General features: G+C 75.0%; 20 protein-coding genes. 14 read left to right on the forward strand and 6 right to left on the reverse strand.

Annotated features, from left to right (window positions below):
- Nucleotides 1-35 precede the first annotated feature (35 nt).
- Entirely contained in the window at nt 36-695 is a 660-nt protein-coding gene (locus ACFWJ4_RS00860; protein ID WP_380349370.1) for a response regulator, read from the forward strand.
- An 82-nt stretch (nt 696-777) separates the two neighbouring features.
- Here ACFWJ4_RS00860 and ACFWJ4_RS00865 read toward each other — a convergent pair whose 3' ends face one another.
- The 3 genes from ACFWJ4_RS00865 to modA all read right to left on the reverse strand — a co-directional run bounded on the left by ACFWJ4_RS00865 (nt 778) and on the right by modA (nt 3,840).
- On the reverse strand, nt 778-1,854 hold the full coding sequence (locus ACFWJ4_RS00865; RefSeq protein WP_380537979.1) for an ABC transporter ATP-binding protein: 1,077 nt from the start codon (nt 1,852-1,854) through the stop codon (nt 778-780).
- A gap of 139 nt (nt 1,855-1,993) precedes the next feature.
- Nucleotides 1,994-2,809 (reverse strand): ABC transporter permease, encoded by an 816-nt coding sequence (locus ACFWJ4_RS00870; RefSeq protein ID WP_380349367.1) that lies wholly within the window; start codon nt 2,807-2,809, stop codon nt 1,994-1,996.
- Nucleotides 2,810-2,991: 182 nt separating this feature from the next.
- Nucleotides 2,992-3,840 (reverse strand): molybdate ABC transporter substrate-binding protein, encoded by an 849-nt coding sequence (gene modA, locus ACFWJ4_RS00875; RefSeq protein ID WP_380537981.1) that lies wholly within the window; start codon nt 3,838-3,840, stop codon nt 2,992-2,994.
- 379 nt (nt 3,841-4,219) lie between these two features.
- Here modA and ACFWJ4_RS00880 point away from each other — a divergent pair, with 379 nt between their 5' ends.
- The 7 genes from ACFWJ4_RS00880 to ACFWJ4_RS00910 all read left to right on the forward strand — a co-directional run bounded on the left by ACFWJ4_RS00880 (nt 4,220) and on the right by ACFWJ4_RS00910 (nt 12,934).
- A complete protein-coding gene (locus ACFWJ4_RS00880; RefSeq protein WP_380537983.1) occupies nt 4,220-5,287 on the forward strand; it encodes an RNA ligase (ATP) in 1,068 nt (355 codons plus the stop codon).
- Between the two features lie 119 nt (nt 5,288-5,406).
- Entirely contained in the window at nt 5,407-6,813 is a 1,407-nt protein-coding gene (locus ACFWJ4_RS00885; RefSeq protein ID WP_359898621.1) for a cytochrome P450, read from the forward strand.
- Nucleotides 6,814-7,260: 447 nt separating this feature from the next.
- A complete protein-coding gene (locus ACFWJ4_RS00890) occupies nt 7,261-8,124 on the forward strand; it encodes an MHYT domain-containing protein (RefSeq protein WP_380537985.1) in 864 nt (287 codons plus the stop codon).
- A gap of 140 nt (nt 8,125-8,264) precedes the next feature.
- Nucleotides 8,265-11,321 (forward strand): nitrate- and nitrite sensing domain-containing protein, encoded by a 3,057-nt coding sequence (locus tag ACFWJ4_RS00895; protein ID WP_380537987.1) that lies wholly within the window; start codon nt 8,265-8,267, stop codon nt 11,319-11,321.
- Complete coding sequence (locus ACFWJ4_RS00900; protein ID WP_359898615.1) at nt 11,318-11,728, forward strand: roadblock/LC7 domain-containing protein; 411 nt, start codon at nt 11,318-11,320, stop codon at nt 11,726-11,728. The genes ACFWJ4_RS00895 and ACFWJ4_RS00900 overlap by 4 nt, the downstream gene beginning before the upstream one ends.
- Nucleotides 11,729-11,853: 125 nt before the next feature.
- Nucleotides 11,854-12,201 (forward strand): DUF742 domain-containing protein, encoded by a 348-nt coding sequence (locus ACFWJ4_RS00905; protein WP_359898661.1) that lies wholly within the window; start codon nt 11,854-11,856, stop codon nt 12,199-12,201.
- Nucleotides 12,202-12,304: 103 nt separating this feature from the next.
- Nucleotides 12,305-12,934, forward strand: a complete 630-nt coding sequence (locus ACFWJ4_RS00910) for an ATP/GTP-binding protein (RefSeq protein WP_380538090.1) — start codon at nt 12,305-12,307, stop codon at nt 12,932-12,934.
- Nucleotides 12,935-13,071: 137 nt separating this feature from the next.
- Here the strand turns inward: ACFWJ4_RS00910 and ACFWJ4_RS00915 are convergent, their stop codons facing one another.
- The gene (locus tag ACFWJ4_RS00915; RefSeq protein WP_359898613.1) at nt 13,072-13,443 is read right to left on the reverse strand and encodes a hypothetical protein; all 372 of its coding nucleotides are present in this window, start codon (nt 13,441-13,443) and stop codon (nt 13,072-13,074) included.
- Between the two features lie 361 nt (nt 13,444-13,804).
- Here ACFWJ4_RS00915 and ACFWJ4_RS00920 point away from each other — a divergent pair, with 361 nt between their 5' ends.
- Both ACFWJ4_RS00920 and ACFWJ4_RS00925 read left to right on the forward strand, forming a co-directional pair.
- Nucleotides 13,805-14,371: an RNA polymerase sigma factor gene (locus tag ACFWJ4_RS00920; RefSeq protein WP_380537989.1), complete on the forward strand. Its 567-nt coding sequence runs from the start codon at nt 13,805-13,807 to the stop codon at nt 14,369-14,371.
- A gap of 97 nt (nt 14,372-14,468) precedes the next feature.
- A complete protein-coding gene (locus ACFWJ4_RS00925) occupies nt 14,469-15,524 on the forward strand; it encodes a hypothetical protein (RefSeq protein ID WP_380537991.1) in 1,056 nt (351 codons plus the stop codon).
- 199 nt (nt 15,525-15,723) lie between these two features.
- Here the strand turns inward: ACFWJ4_RS00925 and ACFWJ4_RS00930 are convergent, their stop codons facing one another.
- Nucleotides 15,724-17,181: a cation:dicarboxylate symporter family transporter gene (locus ACFWJ4_RS00930; RefSeq protein ID WP_380537993.1), complete on the reverse strand. Its 1,458-nt coding sequence runs from the start codon at nt 17,179-17,181 to the stop codon at nt 15,724-15,726.
- Between the two features lie 197 nt (nt 17,182-17,378).
- On the opposite strand from ACFWJ4_RS00930, the gene ACFWJ4_RS00935 reads away from it, so the two are divergent.
- The 4 genes from ACFWJ4_RS00935 to ACFWJ4_RS00950 all read left to right on the forward strand — a co-directional run bounded on the left by ACFWJ4_RS00935 (nt 17,379) and on the right by ACFWJ4_RS00950 (nt 23,323).
- Nucleotides 17,379-19,349 (forward strand): ATP-binding protein, encoded by a 1,971-nt coding sequence (locus ACFWJ4_RS00935; RefSeq protein WP_380537995.1) that lies wholly within the window; start codon nt 17,379-17,381, stop codon nt 19,347-19,349.
- A complete protein-coding gene (locus ACFWJ4_RS00940) occupies nt 19,346-20,074 on the forward strand; it encodes a response regulator (RefSeq protein ID WP_380537997.1) in 729 nt (242 codons plus the stop codon). Before ACFWJ4_RS00935 ends, ACFWJ4_RS00940 begins: the two co-directional genes overlap by 4 nt.
- 208 nt (nt 20,075-20,282) lie before the next feature.
- On the forward strand, nt 20,283-21,776 hold the full coding sequence (locus ACFWJ4_RS00945; protein WP_380537999.1) for a diaminobutyrate--2-oxoglutarate transaminase: 1,494 nt from the start codon (nt 20,283-20,285) through the stop codon (nt 21,774-21,776).
- A gap of 35 nt (nt 21,777-21,811) precedes the next feature.
- The gene (locus ACFWJ4_RS00950; RefSeq protein WP_380538092.1) at nt 21,812-23,323 is read left to right on the forward strand and encodes a pyridoxal phosphate-dependent decarboxylase family protein; all 1,512 of its coding nucleotides are present in this window, start codon (nt 21,812-21,814) and stop codon (nt 23,321-23,323) included.
- Between the two features lie 127 nt (nt 23,324-23,450).
- On the opposite strand, the gene ACFWJ4_RS00955 is transcribed toward ACFWJ4_RS00950, so the two are convergent.
- Complete coding sequence (locus tag ACFWJ4_RS00955) at nt 23,451-24,248, reverse strand: inositol monophosphatase family protein (protein ID WP_380538094.1); 798 nt, start codon at nt 24,246-24,248, stop codon at nt 23,451-23,453.
- Between the last annotated feature and the right edge of the window lie 102 nt (nt 24,249-24,350).

Raw genomic sequence — 24,350 nt, forward strand, 5'->3', positions numbered from 1 at the left:
TTGCGATGGCAGGTCCGGCCGGAGGAGCCGCCGGGATGACGGACATCCTGCTCGCCGACGACGAGGAACTGGTCCGGGCCGGTCTGCGGGCCGTCCTGGAGGCGCAGGGGGACCTGCGGGTGGTCGGCGAGGCGTCCGACGGCGCGGAAGCGGTCGCCCTGGCCCGCGCGTTGCGTCCGCACGTCGTGCTGATGGACGTCCGGATGCCGGTGCTGGACGGCCTGGCCGCCACCCGTGAGCTGCTGCGCCCCGGCGCACCGGGTGAGCGCCCGCCGCGGATCCTGGTCGTGACCACCTTCGAGAACGACGACTACGTCTACCAGGCGCTGCGCGCGGGCGCGGACGGCTTCCTGCTCAAGCGCACCCGCCCGGCCGAGATCGCCCAGGCGGTACGGCTGGTGGCGGCGGGCGAGTCGCTGCTGTTCCCGGCCGCGATCCGCCGCCTGGCGGCCGGGCACGGCAACCCGACCGCCCGTGCGGCGATGGAGCGGGCGGCGCTGACCGAGCGCGAGGCGGAGGTGCTGCGGCTGGTCGCGCGCGGCCTCAGCAACGGGGAGATCGCCGAGCGGCTGTTCCTCGGCGTGCAGACCGTGAAGACGCACGTCAGCAGCGTGCTGGCGAAGCTGGGCGCGCGGGACCGCACCCAGGCGGTGATCGCGGCGTACGAGTCGGGGTTCGTCGAGCCGGCGGAGTGATCGCGTCGGGGTGAGACCGCGCCGGAATGACCGCGTCGGGGTGACTGCGCCGGGGGCGCCGGAGTGAGATCGCCGTGGGGCGTCAGGCCGGGTAGGCGTGCGTCTGGGTGGCCTTGACCGAGGCCCAGACCGCGGCGCCGGGCGTCAGCTCCAGCTCGGCGACGGCGGCCGGGGTGAGGTCGGCGGCCATCGGCACGTCGCCGGCGAGCTCGGCGCGGACCCGGTCGCCGTGCAGTTCCAGCCCGGTGACCTCGGCCTTCCACAGGTTGCGCGCGCTGGTCTGCGGGCGCTCCCGGTACAGCGTCACGGCGGAGGGCGGGAAGGCGACGAAGGCCGGGCCGTCCAGCTCCTCGGCGGTGGCCAGGACCGCCCCGTCCGGGAGCGTGACGCGGGTGCCCTCGGCCCGGCCCTGGTACAGGTTCAGCCCGACCAGCCGGGCGATGTAGTCGGTGCGCGGGTGCCGGGCGACCTCCGCCGGGCTGCCGGACTGCACCTGCCGGCCGTCCTCGATCACCACCAGCCGGTCGGCCAGCACCATGGCGTCCAGCGGGTCGTGCGTCACCAGCACCGCCACCGCCTCGAACTCGGCCAGATGGCGCCGCAGTTGGGACCGTACGTCGAGCCGGGTGCGGGCGTCCAGAGCGGCCAGCGGCTCGTCCAGCAGGAGCAGCCGGGGGCGCACGGCGAGAGCGCGGGCGAGCGCCACCCGCTGGGCCTGGCCGCCCGAGAGCCGGCCGGGACGGGCCGAGGCGTGGTCGGCCAGGCCCATTCGCTCCAGCCAGCCGGCCGCCTCCGCGCGCGCCTCGCGCTTGGGGCGGCCCTGGCAGCGCGGGCCGAACGCGACGTTGTCGAGCGCGCTGAGGTGCGGGAACAGCAGGTAGTCCTGGAACACCACCCCGACCGGACGCTCCTCGGCCGGGGTGTGCACACGCTGCGCCGGGTCCTCCAGGAGGCGGCCGTCCAGGCGCAGATGGCCGCCGGTGAGCGGGAGCAGTCCGGCGAGGGCGCGCAGGGCGGTGGACTTGCCGGCGCCGTTGGGGCCGAGCAGCGCGACCACCTCGCCGCGGGCGGCCGTGAGTGCGAGGTCGAGGGAGAATGCGGCGCGCTCGACCCGCAGGCGGGCGTCCAGGGCGGGGCCGGGGCGGCTGTCGGTCTTCATCGGGATGGCGTCCAGGTGTCCAGAGTGCCCGGGAGGTCGAGCGGGTCCATCGGGTCCCTCGGGTCCATTGCGTCCGCTGGGTCCGCTGGGTCCGGGGGAGCGTCCGCAACGGTGTCCGAGGCCGAGCGCGCGGGCGGGGTCACGGCGTCGACAGCCAGCGGTCGCGCAGGCCGACCAGGACGGCGACGGAGACCACCAGCAGCACCAGCGACAGCGCGATCGCCGCCTGCGGGTCGGACTCCATGGCCAGGTAGACGGCCAGCGGCATGGTCTGGGTGCGGCCCGGGAAGTTGCCCGCGAAGGTGATCGTCGCGCCGAACTCGCCGAGCGCCCGTGCCCAGGCCAGGACGGCACCGGCGGCGATCCCCGGGGCGATCAGTGGCAGGGTGACCCGCCGGAACGCGGTCAGCCGGGAGGCGCCCAGGGTCGCGGCCGCCTCCTCGTAGCGGGGGTCGGCGGCCCGCAGCGCGCCCTCGACGCTGATCACCAGGAACGGCATCGCCACGAACGCCTCGGCGATCACGACCCCGGTGGTGGTGAACGGCAGCGTGATGCCGAAGGCCGAGTCCAGCCAGGAGCCGACGATGCCGCGCCGCCCGAGCACCAGCAGCAGCGCCACACCGCCGACCACCGGCGGCAGCACCAGTGGCAGGGTGACCAGCGCCCGGATGATCCGGCGGCCCGGCAGCTCGGTGCGGGCGAGCAGCCAGGCCAGCGGGACGCCGAGGACCAGCGACACCGCAGTGGCCGCGGTCGCGCTGATCAGCGACAGGCGCAGCGCGTCCCAGACGGCGGGGCTGGTGAGCTGCTCGGACAGTCCGCTCCAGGGGGCCCGGATCAGCAGACCGACCAGCGGCAGGATCAGGAAGGCCAGTCCGAGCAGCGCCGGGAGCAGCAGGGTGACCGGGACGCGGTGCGTGCGTGGCCGGCGGCTTCGCGGGCGCCGCCGCGGCAGGGCCTGCGCGGGTCCTGCCTGCGCGGGTCCTGCCTGTGCGGGTCCTGCCTGTGAGGGCTCCGCCGGGTCGCCGTCGGCGGTACGGGTCGGGTGACCCTGGTCCGAGTGGTCCTGCTCCGAGTGGTCCTGCTCCGGGTGGTCCTGGTCCGGGCGGTTCGGCCCGGAGCCGGTGGTGCGGTCGCTCACGGTGCCTGGAAGCCCGCCGCGGTCAGCACCTGCTTGGCCTCGGGTGACTGGACGTACGCGACGAAGGCGGCGGCGCCGTCCTTGTTCGGGGCCTTGGCGAGGGCGGCGATCGGGTAGTCGTTCACGGCCTTGGCGGCCTCGGGGAAGTCCACGCCGTCGATCTTCGCAGCATCGGCCTGGACATCGGTCCGGTACACCAGGGACGCGTCGACCTCGCCGAGTTCGACCTTGGTGAGCGCGCCCTTGACGTCCTGCTCCAGGGTGACCGGGGTGAGGTCGAGGCCGGCGGCCTTGAGCGCGGTCTGGGCGGCGGCGCCGCACGGCACCTCCTTTGCGCACAGGGCGACCTTCACGCCGGAGGCGGTGAGGTCCTTGAGGCCCGCGATGTGCTTGGGATTGCCCTTGGGGACGGCGATGGCGAGCGTGTTCTTGACGAAGGTCGTCGGCTGTCCGCTCGCGCCGCCCGCGTCCGTCACGGTCTTCATGGTGGCCGGGCTGGCGGCGGCGAACACGTCGGCCGGGGCGCCGGAGTTGATGCTGGTGGCGAGGCTGGAGCTGCCGCCGAAGTTGAAGGTGACCTTGGCGCCCGGGTTGGCGGCCTCGAACTTCTTGCCGAGTTCGGTGAAGGTCTCCTTGAGCGAGGCGGCGGCGAAGACGGTGACGGTGCCGGAGGCCTTCGGGACGCCGCTGCCGGCGGCGGAGGCGTCCGGGGAGGTGGCCGAGGAGGCCGTGGAACCGGAGGACTTGCCGCCGTCGCTGCCGCAGGCGGTGACTCCGAGGGTGAGCGCGAGGGCCGCGGCGGCGGCGACGGCGAGCCTGCGGGTGGTGGGCGTGCGGGTGCTCATCGGTGGTTCCCCTCCAGGGTGCGCGCCGGAAGGGGCGCGAGGGACTGGCCGCAGCTGCGGCCATTACGGCGATCATAGTGCCGCATATGCGAGCGATAAATCCCCTGTCGATTTGCACAGGCGGGAGCCGGCGCGGGCCTCCGGGCTGCTGTGGGAAGGCTCAAACGGGTCCGGGGGTCACATGGCGGGGGCACTTGGCGGGGTGGGTCGTGCGGGTGTGAGGCGGGTCGCGCGGGTCATGCCGGCGGGGCCGGAAGGGGGCGCGCGGAAATTGCGTCGCGCCGTAGGTGGTCGAACGGACAGAGTGGTGGCCGTCCGTACACGCGGCCGGGTTGGTCGCAAGCACCGCCGCGGCCGAACCAAGGGGAGGAGTCCTTTCATGTCCACGCTGCGCGTCACCGCGGAGAAGCTGACCGTTCTGGAGCACCCGAACGCCGATGCCCTGGAGCTCGCGCAGGTCGGCCTCTACCGGGCGGTGGTCGCCAAGGGCATGTACCGGACCGGGGACCACGCCGTCTACATCCCCGAACAGTCCGTTCTGCCCGATGAGTTGATCGAGGAGCTCGGCTTGACCGGCAAGCTGGCCGGTGCCCGGGCGAACCGGGTGAAGGCGGTACGGCTGCGCGGCGAGCTGTCCCAGGGCATCGTCTGCCGACCCGCCGCACTCGCCGGCACCGACCTGGCCGCCGCGGCCGAGCGCGGTGAGGACTTCGCCGAACTGCTCGGGGTCGTCAAGTGGCAGCCGCCGGTGCCCACGTCGATGAGCGGCGACGTGGTCAGCGCGCCCGACCTGCTGCCCTGGGTGGACATCGAGAACCTCAAGCGCTACCCCGACGCCTTCGAGCCGGGCGAGCCGGTGGTGCTGACCGAGAAGCTGCACGGCAGCTGCTGCCTGGTCACGTACGTCGCCGCCACCGGCGAGGTGCAGGTGTCGTCCAAGGGCATCGGCGCGCAGGGGCTGGCGCTGGTCGAGGACGAGCGCAACCTCTACTGGCGGGCGGTGTGCGCCTACGGCATCCCGGCGGCCGCCGCCCGGCTGGCGGAGCGACTCGGAGCCGAGCGGGTCGGCGTCTTCGGCGAGGTCTTCGGCGAGGGCGTGCAGGACCTGGGCTACGGCTCCTCGGCGCGCACCGAGCGGCCCGGCTACGCCGCCTTCGACGTCTCGGCCGTGGTGGACGGGCAGCTGAACTGGTTCTCGGCGGCCGAACTGCTGGACGGCGAGCTGCCGTTGGTGCCGGAGCTGTGGCGCGGGCCGTTCGACCCGGAGACCGTCCTGGGGTTCGCCCGGGGCAAGGAGAGCGTCTCCGGGCGTGAACTGCACCTGCGCGAGGGCGTGGTGGTGCGGCCGGTCACCGAGCGCTGGAGCCCGGTGCTCGGCGGGCGGGCGATCGCCAAGGTGGTCAGCGACGCTTACCTGACCCGCAAGGGGGGCACCGAATACGAGTGAGACGGGTCCGGATCCGGCCGGGCAGGTCGGCCCGTCGGTGGGTCCGGGCACGGCTTCTTTCGGTGCTGACCGCCCGTCGGAAGCGGCGGCGGGCACACCCCTGTACAGAAGGAGTGCCGATGACCATCGAACTCGTCCCCGTTCGGGCCCCCGGGCTCGCGCCCGCCCCCACCTCCGCGATACCCGTCCCGGCGGGGAACCGCCTGGTCGGCTCACTGTTCGACCTCACCCGCCGCCCGCTGCGCAGCTACCTCGCGGCCCGCCGCGACCACGGCGACGTGGTGCGCTTCCAGGCCGGGCCGCCCGGGCTGCGCGCCGACTTCTACGGGGTGTTCTCGCCGGAGGGCGTCCGGCAGGTGCTGGCCGTCGAGGCGGCCAACTTCCGCAAGGAGGACCCCTTCTACGACGAGTTGCGGACCAGTGTCGGCAACGGGCTGCTGACCAGCCAGGACGCCGAATACCAGCGCCAACGACGCATGGTGCAGCCGCTGTTCACCCGGCGCCGGGTGGACGGCTACGCGGACGCGCTCGCGCAGGAGGCGCAGTCGCTCGCCGAGCGCTGGCGGGCGGTGCCCGGCGGGGTGGTGGACGCGGCGGAGGAGACATCCCGGTTCGCCCTGCGGGCGGTCGCGCGGATCCTCTTCGGTGCCGACGTGGAGGAGGCGATAGCGGTGGTGCACCGCAGCTTCCCGGTGCTCGGCGAGTACGTGAAGGAGCGCGGCTACGCCCCGGTCCGCCTCCCGCGCACCTGGCCGACCCCGGCCAACCGGCGCGGGGCCGAGGCCCAGCGGGCGCTGTACGGGGTCTGCGACCGGATCATCGCCGAACGGGCCGCGCGGGGCGGCGGCGACGAGGACGCGGACGACCTGCTCACCCTGCTCGGACGGGCCCGCGACGAGGACGGCGGGCGGCTGGACCCGGCCGAACTCCGCGACCAGGTCCTGGTGTTCCTGCTCGCCGGGCACGAGACCACGGCCACCGCGCTGGCCTTCGCGCTGCACCTGCTGGCGATGCACCCCGAGCAGCGGCGGCTAGCCCGGGAGGAGGCACGGACCGTCCTGGCGGGGCGGGCGCCGACGGCGGCGGACCTGGAGGCGCTGCCCTACATCACCCGGGTGCTGAAGGAGGCGATGCGGCTCTACCCGTCGGCGGCCCTGGGCGGGCGGCGGGCGGTCGCGGAGACCGTCATCGACGGGTACGTGATCCCGGCCGGGGCGCAGGTCGTGGTCGCGCCGCTGGTCACCCACCGGCACCCGGACCACTGGGTGGACCCGGAGCGCTTCGACCCGGACCGCTTCCTCCCGGAGGCGGAACGGGCCCGGCACCGCTACGCCTGGTTCCCGTTCGGGGGCGGACCGCGGGCCTGCATCGGGCAGCACTTCTCGATGCTGGAGGCGGTGCTGGCGTTGGGGGTGCTGCTGCGGGACTTCGAGGTGGAGGCGGTGGACCGGCGGGTGGCACTCGCCCAGGGGATCACGCTGCGGGCGGCGAGCCCGATGCGGATCCGGGTGACGGCGAGCCGCTGACGGCCGACGGCTGACAGTCTGACAGCGTGCGGCCGACAGCCGACAGCCGACAGCCGACAGCCGACAGCCGACAGCCGACAGCCGACAGCCGACAGCCGACAGCCGACAGCCGACAGCCGACAGCCGACAGAGTTCAGCGGACAGATGACAGATTTCAAACTCTGTCATCTGTCCGCTGTCGCTTGTGCGCAGCTTCCCGCACGCCGTCCGCCGCGCTGGCCGCCCTCTGGGTAGACGACAGGGCCATCGGAACACATCAACCGCTCCCTGCGGGCAGCTTTTCAGATCTTTGTCTGACCGATTCCGGCCCCTCGGTAGCGTCCCACGCACCCCAGGCCGGAAGCGCACATGCGGTTGGCATATGCCATTCGTGTGCAGTCCGCCCGGCCCGGGGCGCCCGGGCGCACCGCGTACCGCCCCGGGCCCGACCGGTCGACCGGAGGTCCCATGGGCACTCTCAACCACCTCAGCCTCGGCTGGCTGACCCCCGCCCTCTCGTACCTGATGGCCTGCACCGGCGCCGCCCTCGGCCTGCGCTGCACGCTGCGGGGACTGGCCGCGAGTGGTCCGGCCCGGCGGAACTGGCTGATCACGGCCGCCGCCGCGATCGGCTCCGGCATCTGGACCATGCACTTCGTCGCCATGTTCGGCTTCACCGTCGACGGCACCGAGCTGCGCTACAACGTGCCGCTGACCGTCCTCAGCCTCGTGGTCGCGGTGCTGGTCACCGGCCTCGGCCTGACCGTGGTCTGCTACGGCCGGCACCGCGGCCTCTCCCTGCTCTCCGGCGGCGTCACCACCGGTCTCGGCGTCGCCGCGATGCACTACCTGGGCATGGCCGCCCTGCGGATGCACGGGGGCCTGCACTACGACGCCGGGACGGTCGCGTTGTCCGTGCTGATCGCGGTCGGCGCCGCGACCGCCGCGCTCTGGGCCGCCGTCACCATCCGCAACGTGTACACGGCCGCGGCCGCCGCGATGGCCATGGGCCTCGCCGTCAGCTGCATGCACTACACCGGCATGGCCGCCGTCCACGTCCGGCTGGAGCCGACCAGGACCGTTCTCGGCGGGGTCAGCCCGATGGAGTTCGTCTTCCCGCTCGCCGTCGGCCTCGGCTCGTTCCTCTTCCTCGCCTCGGCCTTCGTGGCACTCTCACCGACCGCCCAGGAGCGGGCCGGCTACCGGGAGGCGGGCGAACTGGCCGTGGAGGAGGTCCCCGCCGCGCCCCCGCACCCCGAGCGCGCGTGGCACGAGCCCGCCCCGGCGGCGGACGGGCGGCGCGACGCCGACCGGCACGACCGCGCAGCCTGAGCCGCGCCCTCGCACCTTCGCGCCCTCGCACCGCCCGCTCGCTCCCGGTCCGGCCCCGCAGCCTCCGCCCACCCGGCCTCCGCCCACCCGGCCTCCGCCCACCCGGCCTCCGCCCTCCCCGCCCGAAAGGCTCCTCACCCATGCGAGAAGACCGCGGTACCGCCCCCGGTACCCGCCGGGGTGCCCATGCCGGGCCGCCCGCCCGTCCGCCGCGCCCCGGCCCGTGGTTGCGCGGGCTGCGCCCCCGGACCGTTCGCGCCCGGATCATCGCCCTGCTGATGGTCCCGGTCGTCTCCGTCATCGCCCTGTGGGGGTTCGCCACCGTCACCACCGCCCAGGGCGTCTGGGGCCTGATGCGCCAGCGCGACGCCCAGCGCACGTTGCTCACGCCGGTCGCGGAGACGGTCGCCGGGCTGCAGGCCGAACGCATCGCCGTCGGCCAGCTGTTGGCGGCCCCAGCGGCCCCGGCAGCCCCGGCAGCCCCGGCGGCGACCCCGGCGACCGCCCCCTCCGCCGCCCGGGAGAGCGCCCTGCGCGAGGCGGCGGCGGCCACCGACCGGGCGCTCGCCCCGCTCTTCCCGGACCCCCGCCGACCCGACCGGGGCTACAACCGCGCCGACGCCCAGGGCCTGGGCGATGAGGCGGCCGCCCGGCTGGACGCCCTCGGCGGTTCGCTCGCGGCCCTGCCCGCACTGCGCGACCGGGTCCTGGCCAGGAGCGTCGGCTGGCCCGAGGCGTACGCGGCGTACGGCGAGGCGGTGGACCGGGCGCTCGCCGCCGCCGGCGCCGTCGCTCCCTTCCAGGAGCGTCAGGCGGCCGCCGACGCGCGGGTGCTGCTGGAGCTGGCCCGGTCCCGTGAACTGCTCTCCCGCGAGGACGCGTTGCTGCGCGCCGCCCAGCTGTCGGGCGGGCTCGGCGACGACCAGTTGCGGGAGTTCTCCGGCGCGGCCTTCGCCCGGCGCGAGTTCGAGCGGGGCGCCGCCGCCGACCTGCGCTCCGTCGACCGGGCGGAGCTGCTCGCCGTCACCGGGGGCCAGGACCACCGCGAGCTGGCCGGGTACGAGGACAGGGTGCGGACGGCCGCCGACGGTCGGGCGGCGGTCGCGGCGGTGCCGGCCGACCGCTGGGCGATGGTCGCGGGCAACGTGGCCGGCGCCCTGCGGGGCGTCGAGGACCGGGCCGGAAGGCTCGCCGCCGAGCGACAGGACCCGTACGCGCTGGGCCTGTTCACTCCGGCCGGGATGGCTGTGCTGCTCGGTCTGGTCGGCGTGGTGGCCTCGCTGGTGATCTCGGTGCAGATCGGGCGCGGGCTGGTCACCGAGCTGATCGGCCTGCGCAACTCGGCACTTGAGCTGGCCGGCCGCAAACTCCCCGCGACCATGCGGAAGTTGCGTGCGGGTGAGGAGGTGGACATCGAGGCCGAGGCGCCCCGACCGGTGGGGCGGGGCGACGAGATCGGCCAGGTGCACCGGGCGCTGGGGACCGTCCAGCGGGCGGCGGTCACGGCGGCGGTCGAGCGGGCCGAGGTGCTCTCCGGAGTCTCCGGGGTGTTCGTCAACCTCGCGCGCCGCAGCCAGGTCCTGGTGCACCGCCAACTCACCCTGCTGGACGCGATGGAGCGCCGCACCGAGGACCCGTCCGAGCTCGCCGACCTGTTCCGGCTGGACCACCTCACCACCCGGATGCGCCGCCACGCCGAGGGCCTGATCATCCTCTCCGGGGCCGCCCCCGGTCGGGGCTGGCGCCGTCCCGTCCCCCTGGTGGACGTCGTGCGCGCGGCCGTCTCGGAGGTCGAGGAGTACGCCCGGGTCGAGGTCCACCCGCTGCCGCGCGCCGCGGTGGTCGGCCACGCCGTCGCCGACCTCACCCACCTGGTGGCCGAACTGGTCGAGAACGCCACCGGGTTCTCGCCGCCGCACACCCGGGTGCACATCCGGGGCGAACGGGTCGGCAACGGCTTCGCGCTGGAGATCGAGGACCGCGGCCTCGGCATGGGCCCGGAGGTGCTGGCGGCGGCCAACCGCCGGATCGCCGCCGCCGAGCAGACCGACCTCTTCGACAGCGACCGGCTCGGCCTGTTCGTGGTCAGCCGGCTCGCCCGGCGGCAGGACGTCAAGGTCTCGCTGGTCACCTCCGCGTACGGCGGCACCACGGCGGTGGTCCTGCTGTCGACCGCGCTGCTGGCCGACGAGGCGGCGGCAGTGGGGGCCGAGGACGTGCGGTACGGCTTCGAGCCGGTCGCGCCTCCGCTGCCCTCGGCGGCGGCATCGGGCGGCACGGCGTCGGGTGGCGCGGTGGCGTCTGATGCCGCCCCGATCGCCGCGTCGGGTGCCGCGGCGGTCGGCCCGGGGCCGGTGGAGCCGGTGTTCGCCGATCGGGCGGATCACCGCGCTGTCCCGGAGCGGGAGTTCACCCCGGAGCACGGCCACGCGGAGCGGCCGGCGGGCGGTCCGGGCGGTGGCCCGGGCGGTGGCTCGCCGGGTCTCCCGACCGGTGTCTCGGGACACCCGGGGCACCCCGGGCGCCGGGATGACCCGGGGCACCGGGAACACCCGCAGGGCGGGACGGATGACGGGCTTCCGGCGGCGGGTGGGCCGCCGCCGGAGGGTGGGGCGCTGCTGCCGTTCGGTGTCCGGGGCAGTGCCCCCGGGCCGGTGCGCCGCACCCCCTTCCGGGCCTCCGGTGCCCGGGAGGCCGGTCCGGCTGCGGACGGGCGCGCGGGTGTGGCCGCCCGTCCGCAGTCCGGGCCGCCGCAGCCGTACGGCGCGGAGCCGTACGGTCAGGGCTCCCTCGCGGAGCCGGTACCCGGACCGGCCACGGACGGTTCCGGCTCGGACGGTGTCCGTTCGGGCGGTCACCAATTCGGGCAGGGGCCGGAGGAGTTGCCGCGCCGGACCCGCCAGGCGAGCCTCGCACCGCAGCTGCGCGAGGCCCCGGCCCGGCCGCCTGCGCACAGGCGCCGTACGGCTGCCTCGTCCTCCGCCTTCGCCTCCGCCGGGCCGGGTTCCGGCGACGGTTTCGGTGCGGCGGGCCGCAGTCCCGAGGAGGCGCGGGCGGCGATGTCCGCGTTCCAGAACGGATGGGCGCGCGGTCTGCACCCGGAAGGCCGGCGGGACGGGCAGTCCGCCGACCCTCCGCAGCCGCCGCGGGCGCACCACCCCCAATCCCCGTCCCGATCCGAAGGAGAGCGTCCGTGATCGCCACCACCCACCGCGCGGGAGCGCTGAACTGGCTCCTGGACGAGCTGGTCCAGCGCGCCCCCGAGCTCCGCTTCGCCGTGATGCTCTCCGCCGACGGCCTGGCCATGGGCACCTCGGCCGGACTGGCGCGGGAGGACGGCGAGCACCTGGCGGCAGTCGCCTCCGGATTCCACAGCCTGGCCAAGGGAGCCGGCCGGCACTTCGGTGCGGGCGAAGTCCGCCAGACCATGGTCGAGTTGGAGGGCGGCTACCTGCTGGTCGCGGCGGCCGGGGAGGGCACCTGCCTCGCCGTGTTCGCCACCTCCCGGGCCGACCTCGGCCTGATCGCCTACGAGATGGCCAGGCTGGTCCGCCGGGTCGGGGAGCATCTGGGCGCCCCGCCGCGGGCGGTGGGCGGCCGGTGAATCCGGTGCCCCGCCCGTACCGGGGGCGACATCCGGAGCACCCGAGGGCCGACCCCGACGGGCAGCCCCGCAACCCGCTCGCTGCCGCCCACCGGGCGCGCTGGTACGACGACGAGGCCGGGCCGATGGTCCGCCCGTACGCGATGACCCGGGGGCGCACCGGGGCCGGGGAGCAGCAGTTCGACCTGATCGCCGTGGTGGTCACCGAGCCGCCCGACCCGACGCTCCTGCCCGGCGTGCCCGAGCCGCCGGTCGGCCCGGAACAGGCGCACATCCTGGCGCTGTGCCGGGGCACCCCGCTGTCCGTGGCCGAGCTGGCCGCCGACCTCGACCTGCCGGTGGGTGTCGTGCGGGTGCTGCTCGGCGATCTGCTGACGGCCGGGCTCATCCGGGTCCGCCGTCCCGTCCCGCCCGCCCTGCTCCCCGACGAGCGCATCCTCCAGGAGGTCATCCGTGGACTCCGCGCACTCTGACCACCCGTCCGCATCGTCCGCACCGCGCGTACCGTCCGCCCCGTGCGTGCCGTCCGCACCGCGTGTACCGTCCGCACCGCGCGTACCGTCCGACCCCCTCGGCCTGTCCGATCCGTACGGCGGGTCGGACCCGTTCGACGCCGAGGATCCCGACGGCACCGTGCTCGCGCTCAAGATCCTGGTGGCGGGCGGCTTCGGGGTCGGCAAGACGACGCTGGTCGGCGCGGTCAGCGAGATCCGGCCGCTGCGCACCGAGGAGCGGCTGACGGAGGCCGGGCGCGAGGTGGACGACCTGGACGGTGTGGAGCGGAAGACCACCACCACGGTGGCGATGGACTTCGGGCGGATCACCATCCGTGAGGGGCTGGCGGTCTACCTCTTCGGCACCCCCGGGCAGGACCGGTTCTGGTTCCTCTGGGACGAGTTGGCCCAGGGGGCGCTCGGCGCGGTGGTGCTCGCCGACACCCGCCGGCTGACCGACTGCTTCCCGGCCGTCGACTTCTTCGAGCACCGGGGCATCCCGTTCGTGGTCGCGGTGAATCGTTTCGCCGGGACGCGGGAGTTCGGCCCGGAGGACGTCGCCCGCGCGTTGGACCTGGATGCCGGGACGCCCGTGCTGCTGTGCGACGCTCGCCGCCGGGCCTCGGGCAAGGAGGTGCTGATCAACCTGGTCGAGCACGCGGGCCGGGTGCACGCCGCCCGGCTGCTCGCGGACGCCTCGCCGGTGGGCTGAGACGGTGGCGGCGGAGGTGCAGCGGGCGGGCGACGGACAAATGACGGCTGACAGATGACAGATGACAACTTTCGAAATCTGTCAGCCGTCATCTGTCAGCCGTCGACCGCCGGTTCTGTCAGCGGTTCAACCGTGCCTCAGCTGTGCCACTGGAACACGATCCGCGTCCAGGTGGACCCGGGACACTTGCCCCAGACCGCCCAGGCCTCCGGTCGCGCGCCGATCCACAGGCCGGTGGTGTGCGAGCCGTCGGCGCAGTAGGTGATGGTGCGCAGTCGCCCGGAGTAGACGTTGCAGTAGCCCTCCCAGCGCCAGCCGTAGTTGCCGGTGATGACGCAGTGGTAGGCCTCGGACGTGATGGTGTTCCAGGCCTCGGCGGCCCCGGGGGTGACGGAGCGGGTCCCGGCCGTCGCCGCGGCGGCCGGCAGGGCGGTGGCCCCGAGTGCGCCGAGGGCGGCAGTGGCGGCCAGCCCGAACGTGGCGATCTTCCTGGCGATGCAGCCTCGCACGGTGGTTCTCCTTGCTGAGGGGTTCTCGTCGGGCGGGTGTCCCGGCCGTCGGGATGTCCGCACGGTCCGAACGCGGATCGCGCGGTCCGAGCGGAGGTGAATTCCCGCCTCCCGTACGACTGGTGACGTGTTGCACACGAATGACTGCGCACAGTGAGACGACGAACTATGATGTGACCTGTGTCACAAGTAATCCGGTTGGCTCATGGTTCCTGCGGCCAGGACTGACCGGGTTCTCGGAGTGCCGATTTCCGGGGAGAGCGGCATGGCGGATTGCAGCGGTCGGAATGAGGGCGGCGGCGGACGGGAAAGGGACTTCGGTCCCAACGGGAGCGGCGGTCAATCGGCCGAATTCAACCAGGTGTTCACGGATCTGCTGCCCAGACTCCAGCAGGCGGCGGCCACGCTCGCCGGCGGTCCGGCCGGTGCGGGGGACGTCGTCCACGACGCGTACCTCAGGATCGCCCGTCGGCCGGAGCGCTTCCTCGGCCATCCGCAGCCGTACGCCTACGCGTTCACCACGATGGTGAACATCCTGCGCGACCAGTGGCGCCGGGAGCGCCGGCGGGTGTCGATGCCCGAGGTGCCGGAGACGGGCGACATCGGCGAGCGGGACCGGGGGCTGCCCGACCTCCGGGCCGGTGGGATGGCCGAGTTGCAGGCGCGGTGGGAGGTGATGCGGCTGCTCGGCTTCCTGACCGTCAAGCAGGCCCGTGCGGTGGTGCTGGTCGACCTCGACGGCTACAGCGTCGACGAGGCCGCCGAGCTGCTCGGGCTGCACCGCAGCACGCTGGCGGTCACCCGGCGCCGCGCCCACGGTCGGCTGCGCGCCGTCGTCCAGCGGGAGCGCGAGCGTGACGGGGGGTGTGACGGGGAGCGTGGTCGGGAGCACGATCGGGAACACGCGCGGGAGCGGGAGCGGAGCTGAGGGCGCGGCGGCGGGCGGGTGATCGCCGCGCCACCCCGACGCACCGAACCGTCGGCAAGTCGGCTCGGGCGCTGCCCCGGCCCGTACCCTGCGAATCGTGATCACGTACGAGGACGGCGGCCTGCGCGCACTGGCCGAGGACGGCCGCTGGCCCGAGCTGCTCGCCGCCTACCGGCAGGGCCGCGCGGCTGCCGTGGCGGAGGCGGGGGAGGAGGCCGCGGCGGCGCTGACGGCTCCGCTCGGCCATCTGATCGCCTACGCGGCGCCGCCCGAGCTGGCCGTCCGGCTGTTCGACCGGGAGGGTGGCGCGGGGACGGCCGCCGGGGTGGCCGATCATGACGCCGGTCCGCTCTGGGAGGTGCTGGCGACCAGGCACTCCTGGCTGCGGCTGGCCCCGCTGCTAGGTCCGGCCCCGGTGCGACGGCTGGTCGCACACACCCGGGCGCTGCTCGGCGAGGACCTCTCGCACGCGGCCGAGCCCGATCCGGAGGGCGTGCCACTGCGTCTGGAGCCGTGGGAGGCGGCGGGCTGGGGCGAGACGGCCCGGGTGCGGGAGTACCTGCCCGGCGGGGGCGCGCGCAGTGCGCTGCTGACCCTGCCGGCCAGCCGGGAGGGCCTGGGCGAGGTGGAACTGCCCCCGGTGGCGCAGCCGGGTGGCCGACCGGCCGGACCACGGGTCGCCCGGGCGCTGGCCGGGCTGGGCGCGCTCGCGCCGTGGGCGCAGACGGCCTGCGTCCGCGGCCAGGCCCCGGCGGCGGCCGCCCTGCTGGCCCGCGACCGGCGGGTGGTCGGAGGCTATCTGCCGTTCGCGCTCGCCTACCCGGCGCTGGTGCGGGCCGCAGCCGTGGGGCGGTCGCGGGGCTGTGCGCACGGGAGGCTGGGGCTGTGGCGGGCGCTGGCGGCGATGGCCGGGGCGGACGGTCAGGGCGGTCAGGGCGGTCAGGGCGGTGCGGGCAGTACGGACGGTGCGGGCGGGACGGACGGCGCGGATCGTGCGGGCGGGACGGACCGGGACGAAGTGAACGCGCTGGTGGCCCGGATGCGCTGCTTCACCTGGCAGGAACCGTCGGCCGGACTGCACCATCTGCACATCGCGCTGGAGGACCCGGCCAGTGGGGTGGCCTGGGTGGTCAGCGGCTCGCAGGAGTTGTGACGCGCCGGCCGGACTGCCACCGGACTGCTGCTGGACAGCCGTCGGACGGAAAACCGGGCCGAAGGCCGGACAGCCACCGGACAGCCACCGGACAGAAAGCCGGACGGAAGCCGGGCGGAAAGACGAAACCCTGGTCCGGCGCCGATTCCGGGGGTTGGTGGGAGGCGCCGGACCAGGGAGTGCGGGGGTGCCGCCGGGCTCAGACGCCGACGGGCGAGGTCCCCTGAGGGGTTCCCTGCGGGGTTCCGTGGCCGGTTCCCTGGGCGGGGACGTCCTCGGGGGCGTCGGTCGTGGAGCCGTCCGCCGCGCCGGCGGGCCCGGCGGGCGCACCGTGGGCGTGGGCGTCGACCAGCGTCAGCTCGTCGAACGGCAGCTCGCCGGCCAGCACCCGCCGGGCACGTTCGGCGTCGAGCTCGCCGGTCCAGTGTCCGATGAGCACGGTCGCGACGGCGTTGCCCGCGAAGTTGGTGAGCGCGCGGGCCTCCGACATGAAGCGGTCGATGCCGACGATCAGTCCCACGCCGTCCACCAGCGCGGGCTTGTGCGACTGGAGTCCGCCCGCGAGGGTGGCCAGTCCGGCGCCGGTGACCCCGGCCGCGCCCTTGCTCGCGATCACCATGAAGACCAGCAGTGAGAGCTGCTCGCCGAGCGACATCGGCTTGTCCATCGCCTCGGAGATGAAGATCGAGGCCATGGTCAGGTAGATGGCGGTGCCGTCGAGGTTGAAGCTGTAGCCGGTCGGCACGGTGATGCCGACGACGGGGCGGCTGACGCCCAGGTGCTCCATCTTGGCGATCAGGCGGGGCAGCGCGCTCTCGGACGAGGAGGTGGAGAGGATCAGCAGGAACTCGCGGCCGAGGTACTTCAGCAGCGCGAAGACATTGACCCCGGCGACCAGGCGCAGCAGTGTGCCCAGCACCACGACGACGAACAGCACGCAGGTGACGTAGAAGCCGATCATGATGACGGCCAGGCTCTTCAGCGCGGCGGTGCCGGTGGCGCCGACGACGGCGGCCATCGCCCCGAAGGCGCCGATCGGCGCGACCCACATGATCATCGACATGACCCGGAAGACCAGGCGCTGTACGTGCTCGATCCCGCGCAGCACCGGCGCGCCGGCCGCGCCCATCGCCTGGAGCGCGAAGCCGGTGAACAGGGCGACCAGCAGGGTCTGGAGCACCTTGCCCTGGGTGAGGGCGGAGAACAGGGTCTCGGGGATCATCCCGAGCAGGAAGTCGGTGGTCGACTGGGCGCCGCCGGCGGCCGCCTGGGCGTGGCCGGACTTGGCGAGCGCGGCGGTCAGGTGCAGGCCGCCGCCGGGCTCCAGGAGGTTGCCGACGACCATGCCGATGGCCAGCGCGACGGTCGACATGGTGAGGAAGTAGCCGATGGCGAGGCCGCCGACCTTGCCGACCTTCGCGGCCTTGGTCACCGAGCCGATGCCCAGGACGATGGTGCAGAAGATCACCGGGCTGATCATCATCTTGATCAGGTTGACGAAGCCCGTGCCGACCGGCTTCAGCTCCACGGCGAACCCGGGAGCGGCCAGACCGACCACGACGCCCGCGACCACCGCGGCGATCACCGCGATGTAGAGGTAGTGGGTCCGGTCCTTGCGTCTGGGTCCCGCCGCCGGGGCGGCTCCAGCGATCGACATCTGCGGCTCCTTTGCCGTGCAGTCCTGGTGGCCCCGGGGGGATGGGCCGCTCCGACTATGGGCCCCGAAGTGACGGAGGTCACGTTTGCGTTCATAGAGTTCACGAATGCGGCGGAGGGCCCGGACGGCGGGCCCGCGAACGGTGCGGGCCGGGCGGGGCCCCGGGGTGTCCGGGGGCGTGGTGCACACTGGCAGGCATGTCCGAGCGCACCGCCCCCACCGCCCCGCGCCGCCGCTCGCACCGGCCGACGGGCCGCGGAGCCCGGCGGCTGCCTCCGGGTCCACCCCGGCATCCGGCCCGCCGGCTGTCCCGCCGGCTGCCCCGCGGGCTGTCCCGGAGCCTGGTCCGATGCCTGGTCCGACGCCTGCCCCGGCGCCTGGTCCGCAGTCTGGCCGGGCAGCTGTTCGTCGTCCAGGTGGTGATCGTCGCCGCCGTGGTCGCCGGTGGCGCGGTGCTCGCGTACCTCTTCACCGCCGATCGCGCCGAGGACGCCGCCCGCCGCCAGGTCACCGCGGTCGCGCATGCCGTCGCGGACTCGCCGTCCGTCCGGGCCGCGGTCACCGGTCCGGACCCGACCTCGGTGCTCCAGCCGTACGTGGAGCAGGTGCGGGCGGACACCGGGGTCTCCTTCATCACCGTCATGGACACCGACGGCGTGCGCTGGACCCACCCGCTGCCAGAGCAGATCGGGCGGACCTACCTCGGGCACATCGACTGGGCGCTCGCCGGGCAGACCCGCAGTGAGACGTACACCGGCACGCTCGGCCCGTCCGTGCGGGTGGTCGCCCCGGTGTGGGACGACCGGCACCGGGTGGTCGCGCTGGTCAGCGCGGGTCTCACGGTGGAGTCGATCTCCGCGCAGCTGAGCGGCCCGCTGCTCGCCCTGGTCGGCGTGGCGGTGGCCGCGCTCGCGGTCGGTGGAGTCGGCACCTATCTCGCCAACTCCCGACTGCGGCGGCACACCCACGGGATGGGGCCGGACGAGCTGAGCCACCTCTACGAGTACCACCAGGCCACCCTGCACGCGGTGCGCGAGGGACTGGTGCTGCTGGACCGCTCGCACCGGGTGGTGCTGTGCAACGACGCGGCCCGGGAACTGCTCGGCCTGGCAGGCGAATTGGACGGCCGTCCGGTGGCGGAGCTGGGGCTTCCGGAGGCGCTGGTGGCGGCCGTGCTGGGGGAGGAGCCGGTCCGGGACGAGGTGCACCTGACCGCCGAGCGGGTCGTGGTGCTGAACACCTCCACCATCGGCACCGGTACCGGGCTCGGCCGGGTGGTCACCCTCCGGGACCACACCGAACTCCAGGCGCTCAGCGGTGAGTTGGACTCGGTTCGCGATTTCACCGAGGCGCTCGGTGCGCAGGCGCACGAGGCCGCCAACCGCCTGCACGCGGTGGTCTCGCTGATCGAACTCGGCCGCCACGAACAGGCGGTGGAGTTCGCCACCGCCGAGCTCGAACTCGCCCAGCAGCTCACTGACCGGGTGGTCGCGGCGGTGAGCGAACCGGTCCTGGCCGCCCTGCTGCTCGGCAAGGCGGCGCAGGCCGCCGAACGAGGAGTGGAGTTGACCCTCACCGAGGACAGCCGGATCGACGACGGAGTGCTGCCGCCCGGGCTCCCCGCACGGGACCTGATCACCGTGCTCGGCAACCTGATCGACAATGCCGTGGACGCCGCCATCGCCGGTGCGGCCGAGAGCCCCGTCCCGCCGGAGGTCACCGTCACGGCGCGGGTCGCCCGCGGCCGGGACTGCGGAGAGCCGGGCCGCAGCGTCCATGGCAACGGGACCGGGACCGGGAGCGGGAGCGGGGGCGGGGACGGCAGTGGCGTCAGCGGCGATGGCGCGGCGGCGGTGGCCGGTGACTTCCTGCTGCTGCGGGTCGCCGACACCGGTGCGGGCATCGACCCGGGCGCGGTCGAGGACGTCTTCCGGCGCGGCTGGAGCACCAAGCAGGACGGCCGCGGGCACGGGCTCGGGCTGGCGCTGGTCGCCCAGACCGCCCGGCGCAACGGCGGCACCGTCGAGGTCGGGCGGGAGCGAGGTGCCGTGCTCACGGTGCGACTGCCGCTGGCCGGACGGCCGGGAGAGGCCGTCGGCGACCAGGGGGAGTCCACCCGACGGCCGGGGGAGTCCCCCGGCCGGGAGCAGGAAGGGGCGCTGGTGTGACCGGTACCGCCGACACCCCCGCCGCGGCGGGCATCTCGGTCCTGGTGGTCGAGGACGACCCGGTGGCCGCCGCCGCGCACACCCTGTACGTCCGGCGCGAGCCCGGCTTCCACGCCGCGGGGACCGTCCACAGCTGCGCCGACGCGCTGCGCTTCCTGGACCGGGCCCGCGCCGCCGGCACGCCCGTCGACCTCACCCTGCTCGACCTCTACCTCCCGGACGGCCACGGGCTCCAGCTCTGCCGCACGCTGCGCGCGGCCGGTCACAGCACCGACGTCATTGCGGTGACCTCGGCCCGCGACCTCGCCATGGTCCGGCAGGCGGTCTCCGCGGGTGTCGTGCAGTACCTGCTGAAACCGTTCAGCGCGGCCGCCCTGCACGACCGCCTGGAGCGCTACGCCCGCTACCGCGACAGCCTCGGGCGCACCGGCGAGGCGACCGGGCAGGAGGAGGTCGACCAGGCGTTCGCCCTGCTCCGCACGCCGGAGCGCAGCACCCTGCCCAAGGGGCTGAGCGCGCCCACCCTGGACACCGTCGCCTCGGTGCTGCGCGAGGCGGCCGCCGGGCTGTCGGCCGCGGCCGCGGGCGCCGCCGCCGGGGTCTCGCGGATCACCGCGCGGCGCTACCTGGAGCACCTGGTGGAGACCGGGTGCGCGGTGCGGGAGCCCCAGTACGGGAGTGTCGGGCGGCCGGAGCTCTGCTACCGCTGGAGGGGGCGGGCCTGACGGCCGCCGGGGGTGAGGCGGCACGGGTCGGCGGTCGGGGGCGGACGGTCGGCGAGGGCCCGGCCCCGGGCCGTGACCCTTCCACGCGATGCTCGTTGGATGAACCGGGGGAGGTTCACTCACTCGGGTGGTTCCGGAGGCCCCGGGGCGTTCCTCCAGGTCAAGGGAAGTAAAGTTAGGCTAACCTAACTTCCCCTGGGGGTTTCTCGTGTCACTCGCTGCCGTACCCGTCCAGGCCGCCTCCGGAGCCCCGGCCGCCGGTGAAGCCATCCTGCGCCGTCAGCGCGTCCGCGAGTCCGCCGCCAGAACGTACGCCCGCTCCTTCCCGATCGTCCCGGTCCGCGCCCACGGCATGACCGTCGAGGGCGCCGACGGGAGGCGCTACCTCGACTGCCTCTCCGGCGCCGGCACGCTCGCCCTCGGGCACAACCACCCGGTGGTGCTGGAGGCGATTCGCCGCACCCTCGACAGCGGTGCCCCGCTGCACCTGCTCGACCTCGCCACCGCGGAGAAGGACGACTTCACCAGCGCGCTGTTCGAGAGCCTGCCCGCGGAGTTCGCCGCCCGCGCCCGGGTGCACTTCTGCGGACCGGCCGGGACGGACGCCGTCGAGGCCGCCCTCAAACTGACGCAGACCGCCACCGGCCGCTCCGGCGCGCTCGCCTTCACCGGCGCGTACCACGGCATGACCGCCGGCGCCCTGGCGCTCACCGGCAACGTCGCCGTCAAGGAGCCGCTGCCGAGCGGCGGCGAAGTCGCCCGGCTGCCCTTCCCCTACGGCTACCGCTGCCCGTTCGGGGTCGGCGGCGACGCGGGCGCCGACCTCGCCGCGACCTACGTGGAGCGGCTGCTGGACGACCCCTCGGGCGGCGTGGTCGCGCCGGCCGCGATGATCCTGGAGGCCGTCCAGGGCGAGGGCGGGGTCGTCCCCGCGCCCGACGGCTGGCTGCGCGAGATGCGCCGGATCACCGCCGAGCGCGGCATCCCGCTGATCGTCGACGAGGTGCAGACCGGAGTCGGCCGCACCGGCGCGATGTGGGCGATCGAGCACAGCGGCATCGTCCCGGACGCCATGGTCCTCTCCAAGGCCATCGGCGGCAGCCTGCCGCTCGCCGTCGTCGTCTACCGCGAGGACTACGACGGCTGGCGGCCCGGCGCCCACACCGGCACCTTCCGCGGCAACACCCTCGCCATGGCCGCCGGGGCCGCGACGCTGCGCCACGTCGCGGCGAACGGGCTGGCCGAGCGGGCCGCCGCCGTCGGCGAGCGGATGACGGCCCGGCTGTGCGAACTCGCCGTCGAACTGCCGGTGATCGGCGACGTGCGCGGCCGGGGGCTGATGCTCGGAGTCGAACTGGTCGACCCGGCGGCCGAGCCCGACGCCTGCGGCGCCCGGCCGGCCGACCCGGCACTCGCGGTGCGGGTCCGGGAGGCCTGCCTGGCGCGGGGTCTGATCGTCGAGCTCGGCGGACGCCACGACGCGGTGCTGCGACTGCTTCCGCCGCTCACCATCACGGACGAGCAGGTGGCGGCGGTCCTGGAGCGGCTGGCGGAGGCGATCGCGGCGGCCTCCACGACCGGGCGGCCGGTCGGATCGGCGAACGGGTCGGCGAACGGGTCGGCGGGCGGGTCGCCGAGCGGGTCGGGGCAGGCGGTGGCAGGTGCGTCCGCGGGCGCGCCGGCGGCTCGGGGTCGGCGGTGAGCGGCCCCGGGCCGGACCCCGGCACCGACCCCGGCATCGACCCAGGAACCGACCCCGTCGGGCTTCCCGGGGACGGCGTCGCGACGGACGCCCTGGCGGGCGGCGCCGCGGGGCCGGGCGCGCTCGGACCGCTGCTGGCCACCGTCCTCGACTCCCTGGAGACGGGCACCGCCATGCGCTCCGGACCGCTGCCGGCCGGCAGTCCGGCCGAGATCGCCGCACTCGTCGACGACGCGCTGGCCAGCGACGACGGACCGGGCGCTCTCGCCCGGCTCACCGAACTGCTCGCCTACGGCGCCGCCGACCCCGCCGACCCGGCCTGCGCCGCGCACCTGCACTGCCCGCCGCTCGCCGTCGCCGCCGCGGCGGACCTCGCGGTCAGCGCCCTCAACCCCTCCCAGGACTCCTGGGACCAGGCCCCCGCCGCCACCGCCCTGGAGAGCGCACTGCTCGCCGAGATCGCCGGACTGGTCGGCTACGACCCGGCGCGCGCCGCCGGCGTCTTCACCTCCGGCGGCACCGAGTCCAACCTCATGGGGCTCATGCTGGCGCGCGACCAGAAGCTCGACGGCATCGTGGAGCTGGACGGTATCCCGGCCGGAGTCCGGCCGTGCATCCTCGCCTCCGAGGCCGCGCACTTCTCCGTCCAGCGCGCCGCCGCCCTGCTCGGCCTCGGCGAGCGGGCCGTCATCCCCGTCCCGGTCGACCGCGGGCTGCGGATGCGGGAGGACGAACTGGAACGGGCGATGGCCGAGGCCAGTTGGGCCGGCCGGACCCCGATCGCCGTGGTCGCCACCGCCGGCACCACCGACACCGGAGCCGTCGACCCGTTGTCCGCCGCCGCCGACCTCGCCGGCCGCTACGGTGCCTGGCTGCACGTGGACGCCGCGTACGGCGGCGGCGCGCTGCTCTCCGACCGGCTCGCCCCGCTGCTCGACGGCATCGCCCGCGCCGACTCGGTCTCGCTCGACTGGCACAAGCTCGGCTGGCAGCCGGCCGCGGCCGGGGTCTTCCTGGTCCGCCGCGCGGAGACGTACGTCTCGCTCGCCCGCCGCGCCGAGTACCTCAACCCGGTCGACGACGAGCAGGCCGGGTACCCCAGTCTGCTCGGCCGCTCGCTGCGCACCACCCGCCGGGCCGACGCCTTCAAGCTCGCCGTCACCCTGCGCACCCTCGGTCGCGACGGACTGGGCCGACTGGTCGACGCCTGCCACGACCTCGCCCGCACCGCCGCCGACGCCGTGCGCGCCGACCCGGCGCTCGAACTCCACGCCGAGCCCGTGCTCACCGTCATCCTCTTCCGCTACCGGCCGCCCGGGGTGACGGACGAGGCGGCGTTGGACGAGGTGAACGGCCGGCTGCGGCGCCTGCTGCTGCGCACCGGCCGGGCGGTGGTCGGCCGCACCGAACTCCCGGGCGACGGCCCGGGCCGGGTCCGGCTGAAGCTCACGCTGCTGAACCCCCACGCCACGGTGGGGGAGGTCGGCGCGCTGCTGCGCGAGGTGGTGGGCGCCGGGCGCAAGGTGGCGGGCGAGCGGGCGGGGTAGCGCGGACGGGCGCGGTAGGGCGGACGGCTCTGGGCGGGCCGGGCGCCCCCGGGTGGGTCGGCCTTCCGGTCGGACCGGGCTTCCGGGTGGGCAGGGCCCGGGGTTCCGGGCGGGCTGGGCCTCGGGATCAGCCGCCCAGGAGGATCGACCGGGTGAGCTCCCAGGTGTCGGGGTCGGCGGCGACCAGGAGACCGTCCTCGCAGCCGGGGGCCTCCGGGCGGTACGGGGTGCCGTCCGGGCGGGCGGAGACGCCGCCGGCCTCGGTGACCAGGAGCGAGCCGGGGGCGTGGTCCCAGGGAAGGGTGCGCCAGTAGAGGATGAAGTCGAAGCGGCCCTCGACGACGTCCGGGTACTCGATCCCGGCGGCGTGGCGGCCGGGGGAGATCTCGCCGAAGGACGCGATGTTGTCCTGGAGCCGGCGGCGGTGCTCGGCGTCGAGGTAGCGGCTCTTCACCGAGCCGCGCAGCTTCGCGACGTCCCGGGGTGCCGGTGGACGGGTCAGGCGCTCGCCGTCGCGCCAGGCGCCGGAGCCCAGTTCGGCGCAGTAGGCGGTGGCGGTGGAGGGCTGCCAGATCCAGGAGGCGACGGTCCGGCCGGAGCGGACCAGGGAGCACATCACGGCGTACTCGGGTCTACCGGCGACGAAGTTGGCCGTGCCGTCCACCGGGTCGACCAGCCAGGCGGCGGGCTCGTCGCGAAGGGCCAGGGCGAGCGACGGGTCGGCGGAGACCGCCTCCTCGCCGACCACGGGGACGGGCAGCAGCTCGTGCAGTCGGCGGGCGATGATCGTCTCGGCCTCGCGGTCGGCAACCGTCACGACCTCGCCGGGGGCCTTCTCCATCACCTCGCCGGCGGCCAGCGCCCGGAAGCGCGGCTCCACCGCCTCGGCCGACGCCTCGGCGAGTATCTCCGCCACCTTGTCCATCAGCACGTTCGCGCTCCCTTCGCTGCATACCACTCTCCCACGAGTGGAGGAACGGGGCGGCGGCGGACCGGGGGCGGTGGGACGGCCGCCGGCCGGCAGTCG

Source organism: Kitasatospora sp. NPDC127067 (genome assembly GCF_042724755.1).
In the GTDB taxonomy this organism is placed as follows: domain Bacteria; phylum Actinomycetota; class Actinomycetes; order Streptomycetales; family Streptomycetaceae; genus Kitasatospora; species Kitasatospora lactacystinica.

Coding starts and splice junctions, on each gene's coding strand:
- ACFWJ4_RS00860 (WP_380349370.1), top strand. CDS start 36: ATGACGGACATCCTGCTCGCCGACGACGAGGAACTGGTCCGGGCCGGT.
- ACFWJ4_RS00865 (WP_380537979.1), bottom strand. CDS start 1,854: ATGAAGACCGACAGCCGCCCCGGCCCCGCCCTGGACGCCCGCCTGCGG.
- modA (WP_380537981.1), bottom strand. CDS start 3,840: ATGAGCACCCGCACGCCCACCACCCGCAGGCTCGCCGTCGCCGCCGCC.
- ACFWJ4_RS00880 (WP_380537983.1), top strand. CDS start 4,220: ATGTCCACGCTGCGCGTCACCGCGGAGAAGCTGACCGTTCTGGAGCAC.
- ACFWJ4_RS00885 (WP_359898621.1), top strand. CDS start 5,407: ATGACCATCGAACTCGTCCCCGTTCGGGCCCCCGGGCTCGCGCCCGCC.
- ACFWJ4_RS00890 (WP_380537985.1), top strand. CDS start 7,261: ATGGGCACTCTCAACCACCTCAGCCTCGGCTGGCTGACCCCCGCCCTC.
- ACFWJ4_RS00895 (WP_380537987.1), top strand. CDS start 8,265: ATGCGAGAAGACCGCGGTACCGCCCCCGGTACCCGCCGGGGTGCCCAT.
- ACFWJ4_RS00905 (WP_359898661.1), top strand. CDS start 11,854: ATGGTCCGCCCGTACGCGATGACCCGGGGGCGCACCGGGGCCGGGGAG.
- ACFWJ4_RS00930 (WP_380537993.1), bottom strand. CDS start 17,181: ATGTCGATCGCTGGAGCCGCCCCGGCGGCGGGACCCAGACGCAAGGAC.
- ACFWJ4_RS00935 (WP_380537995.1), top strand. CDS start 17,379: ATGTCCGAGCGCACCGCCCCCACCGCCCCGCGCCGCCGCTCGCACCGG.
- ACFWJ4_RS00955 (WP_380538094.1), bottom strand. CDS start 24,248: ATGGACAAGGTGGCGGAGATACTCGCCGAGGCGTCGGCCGAGGCGGTG.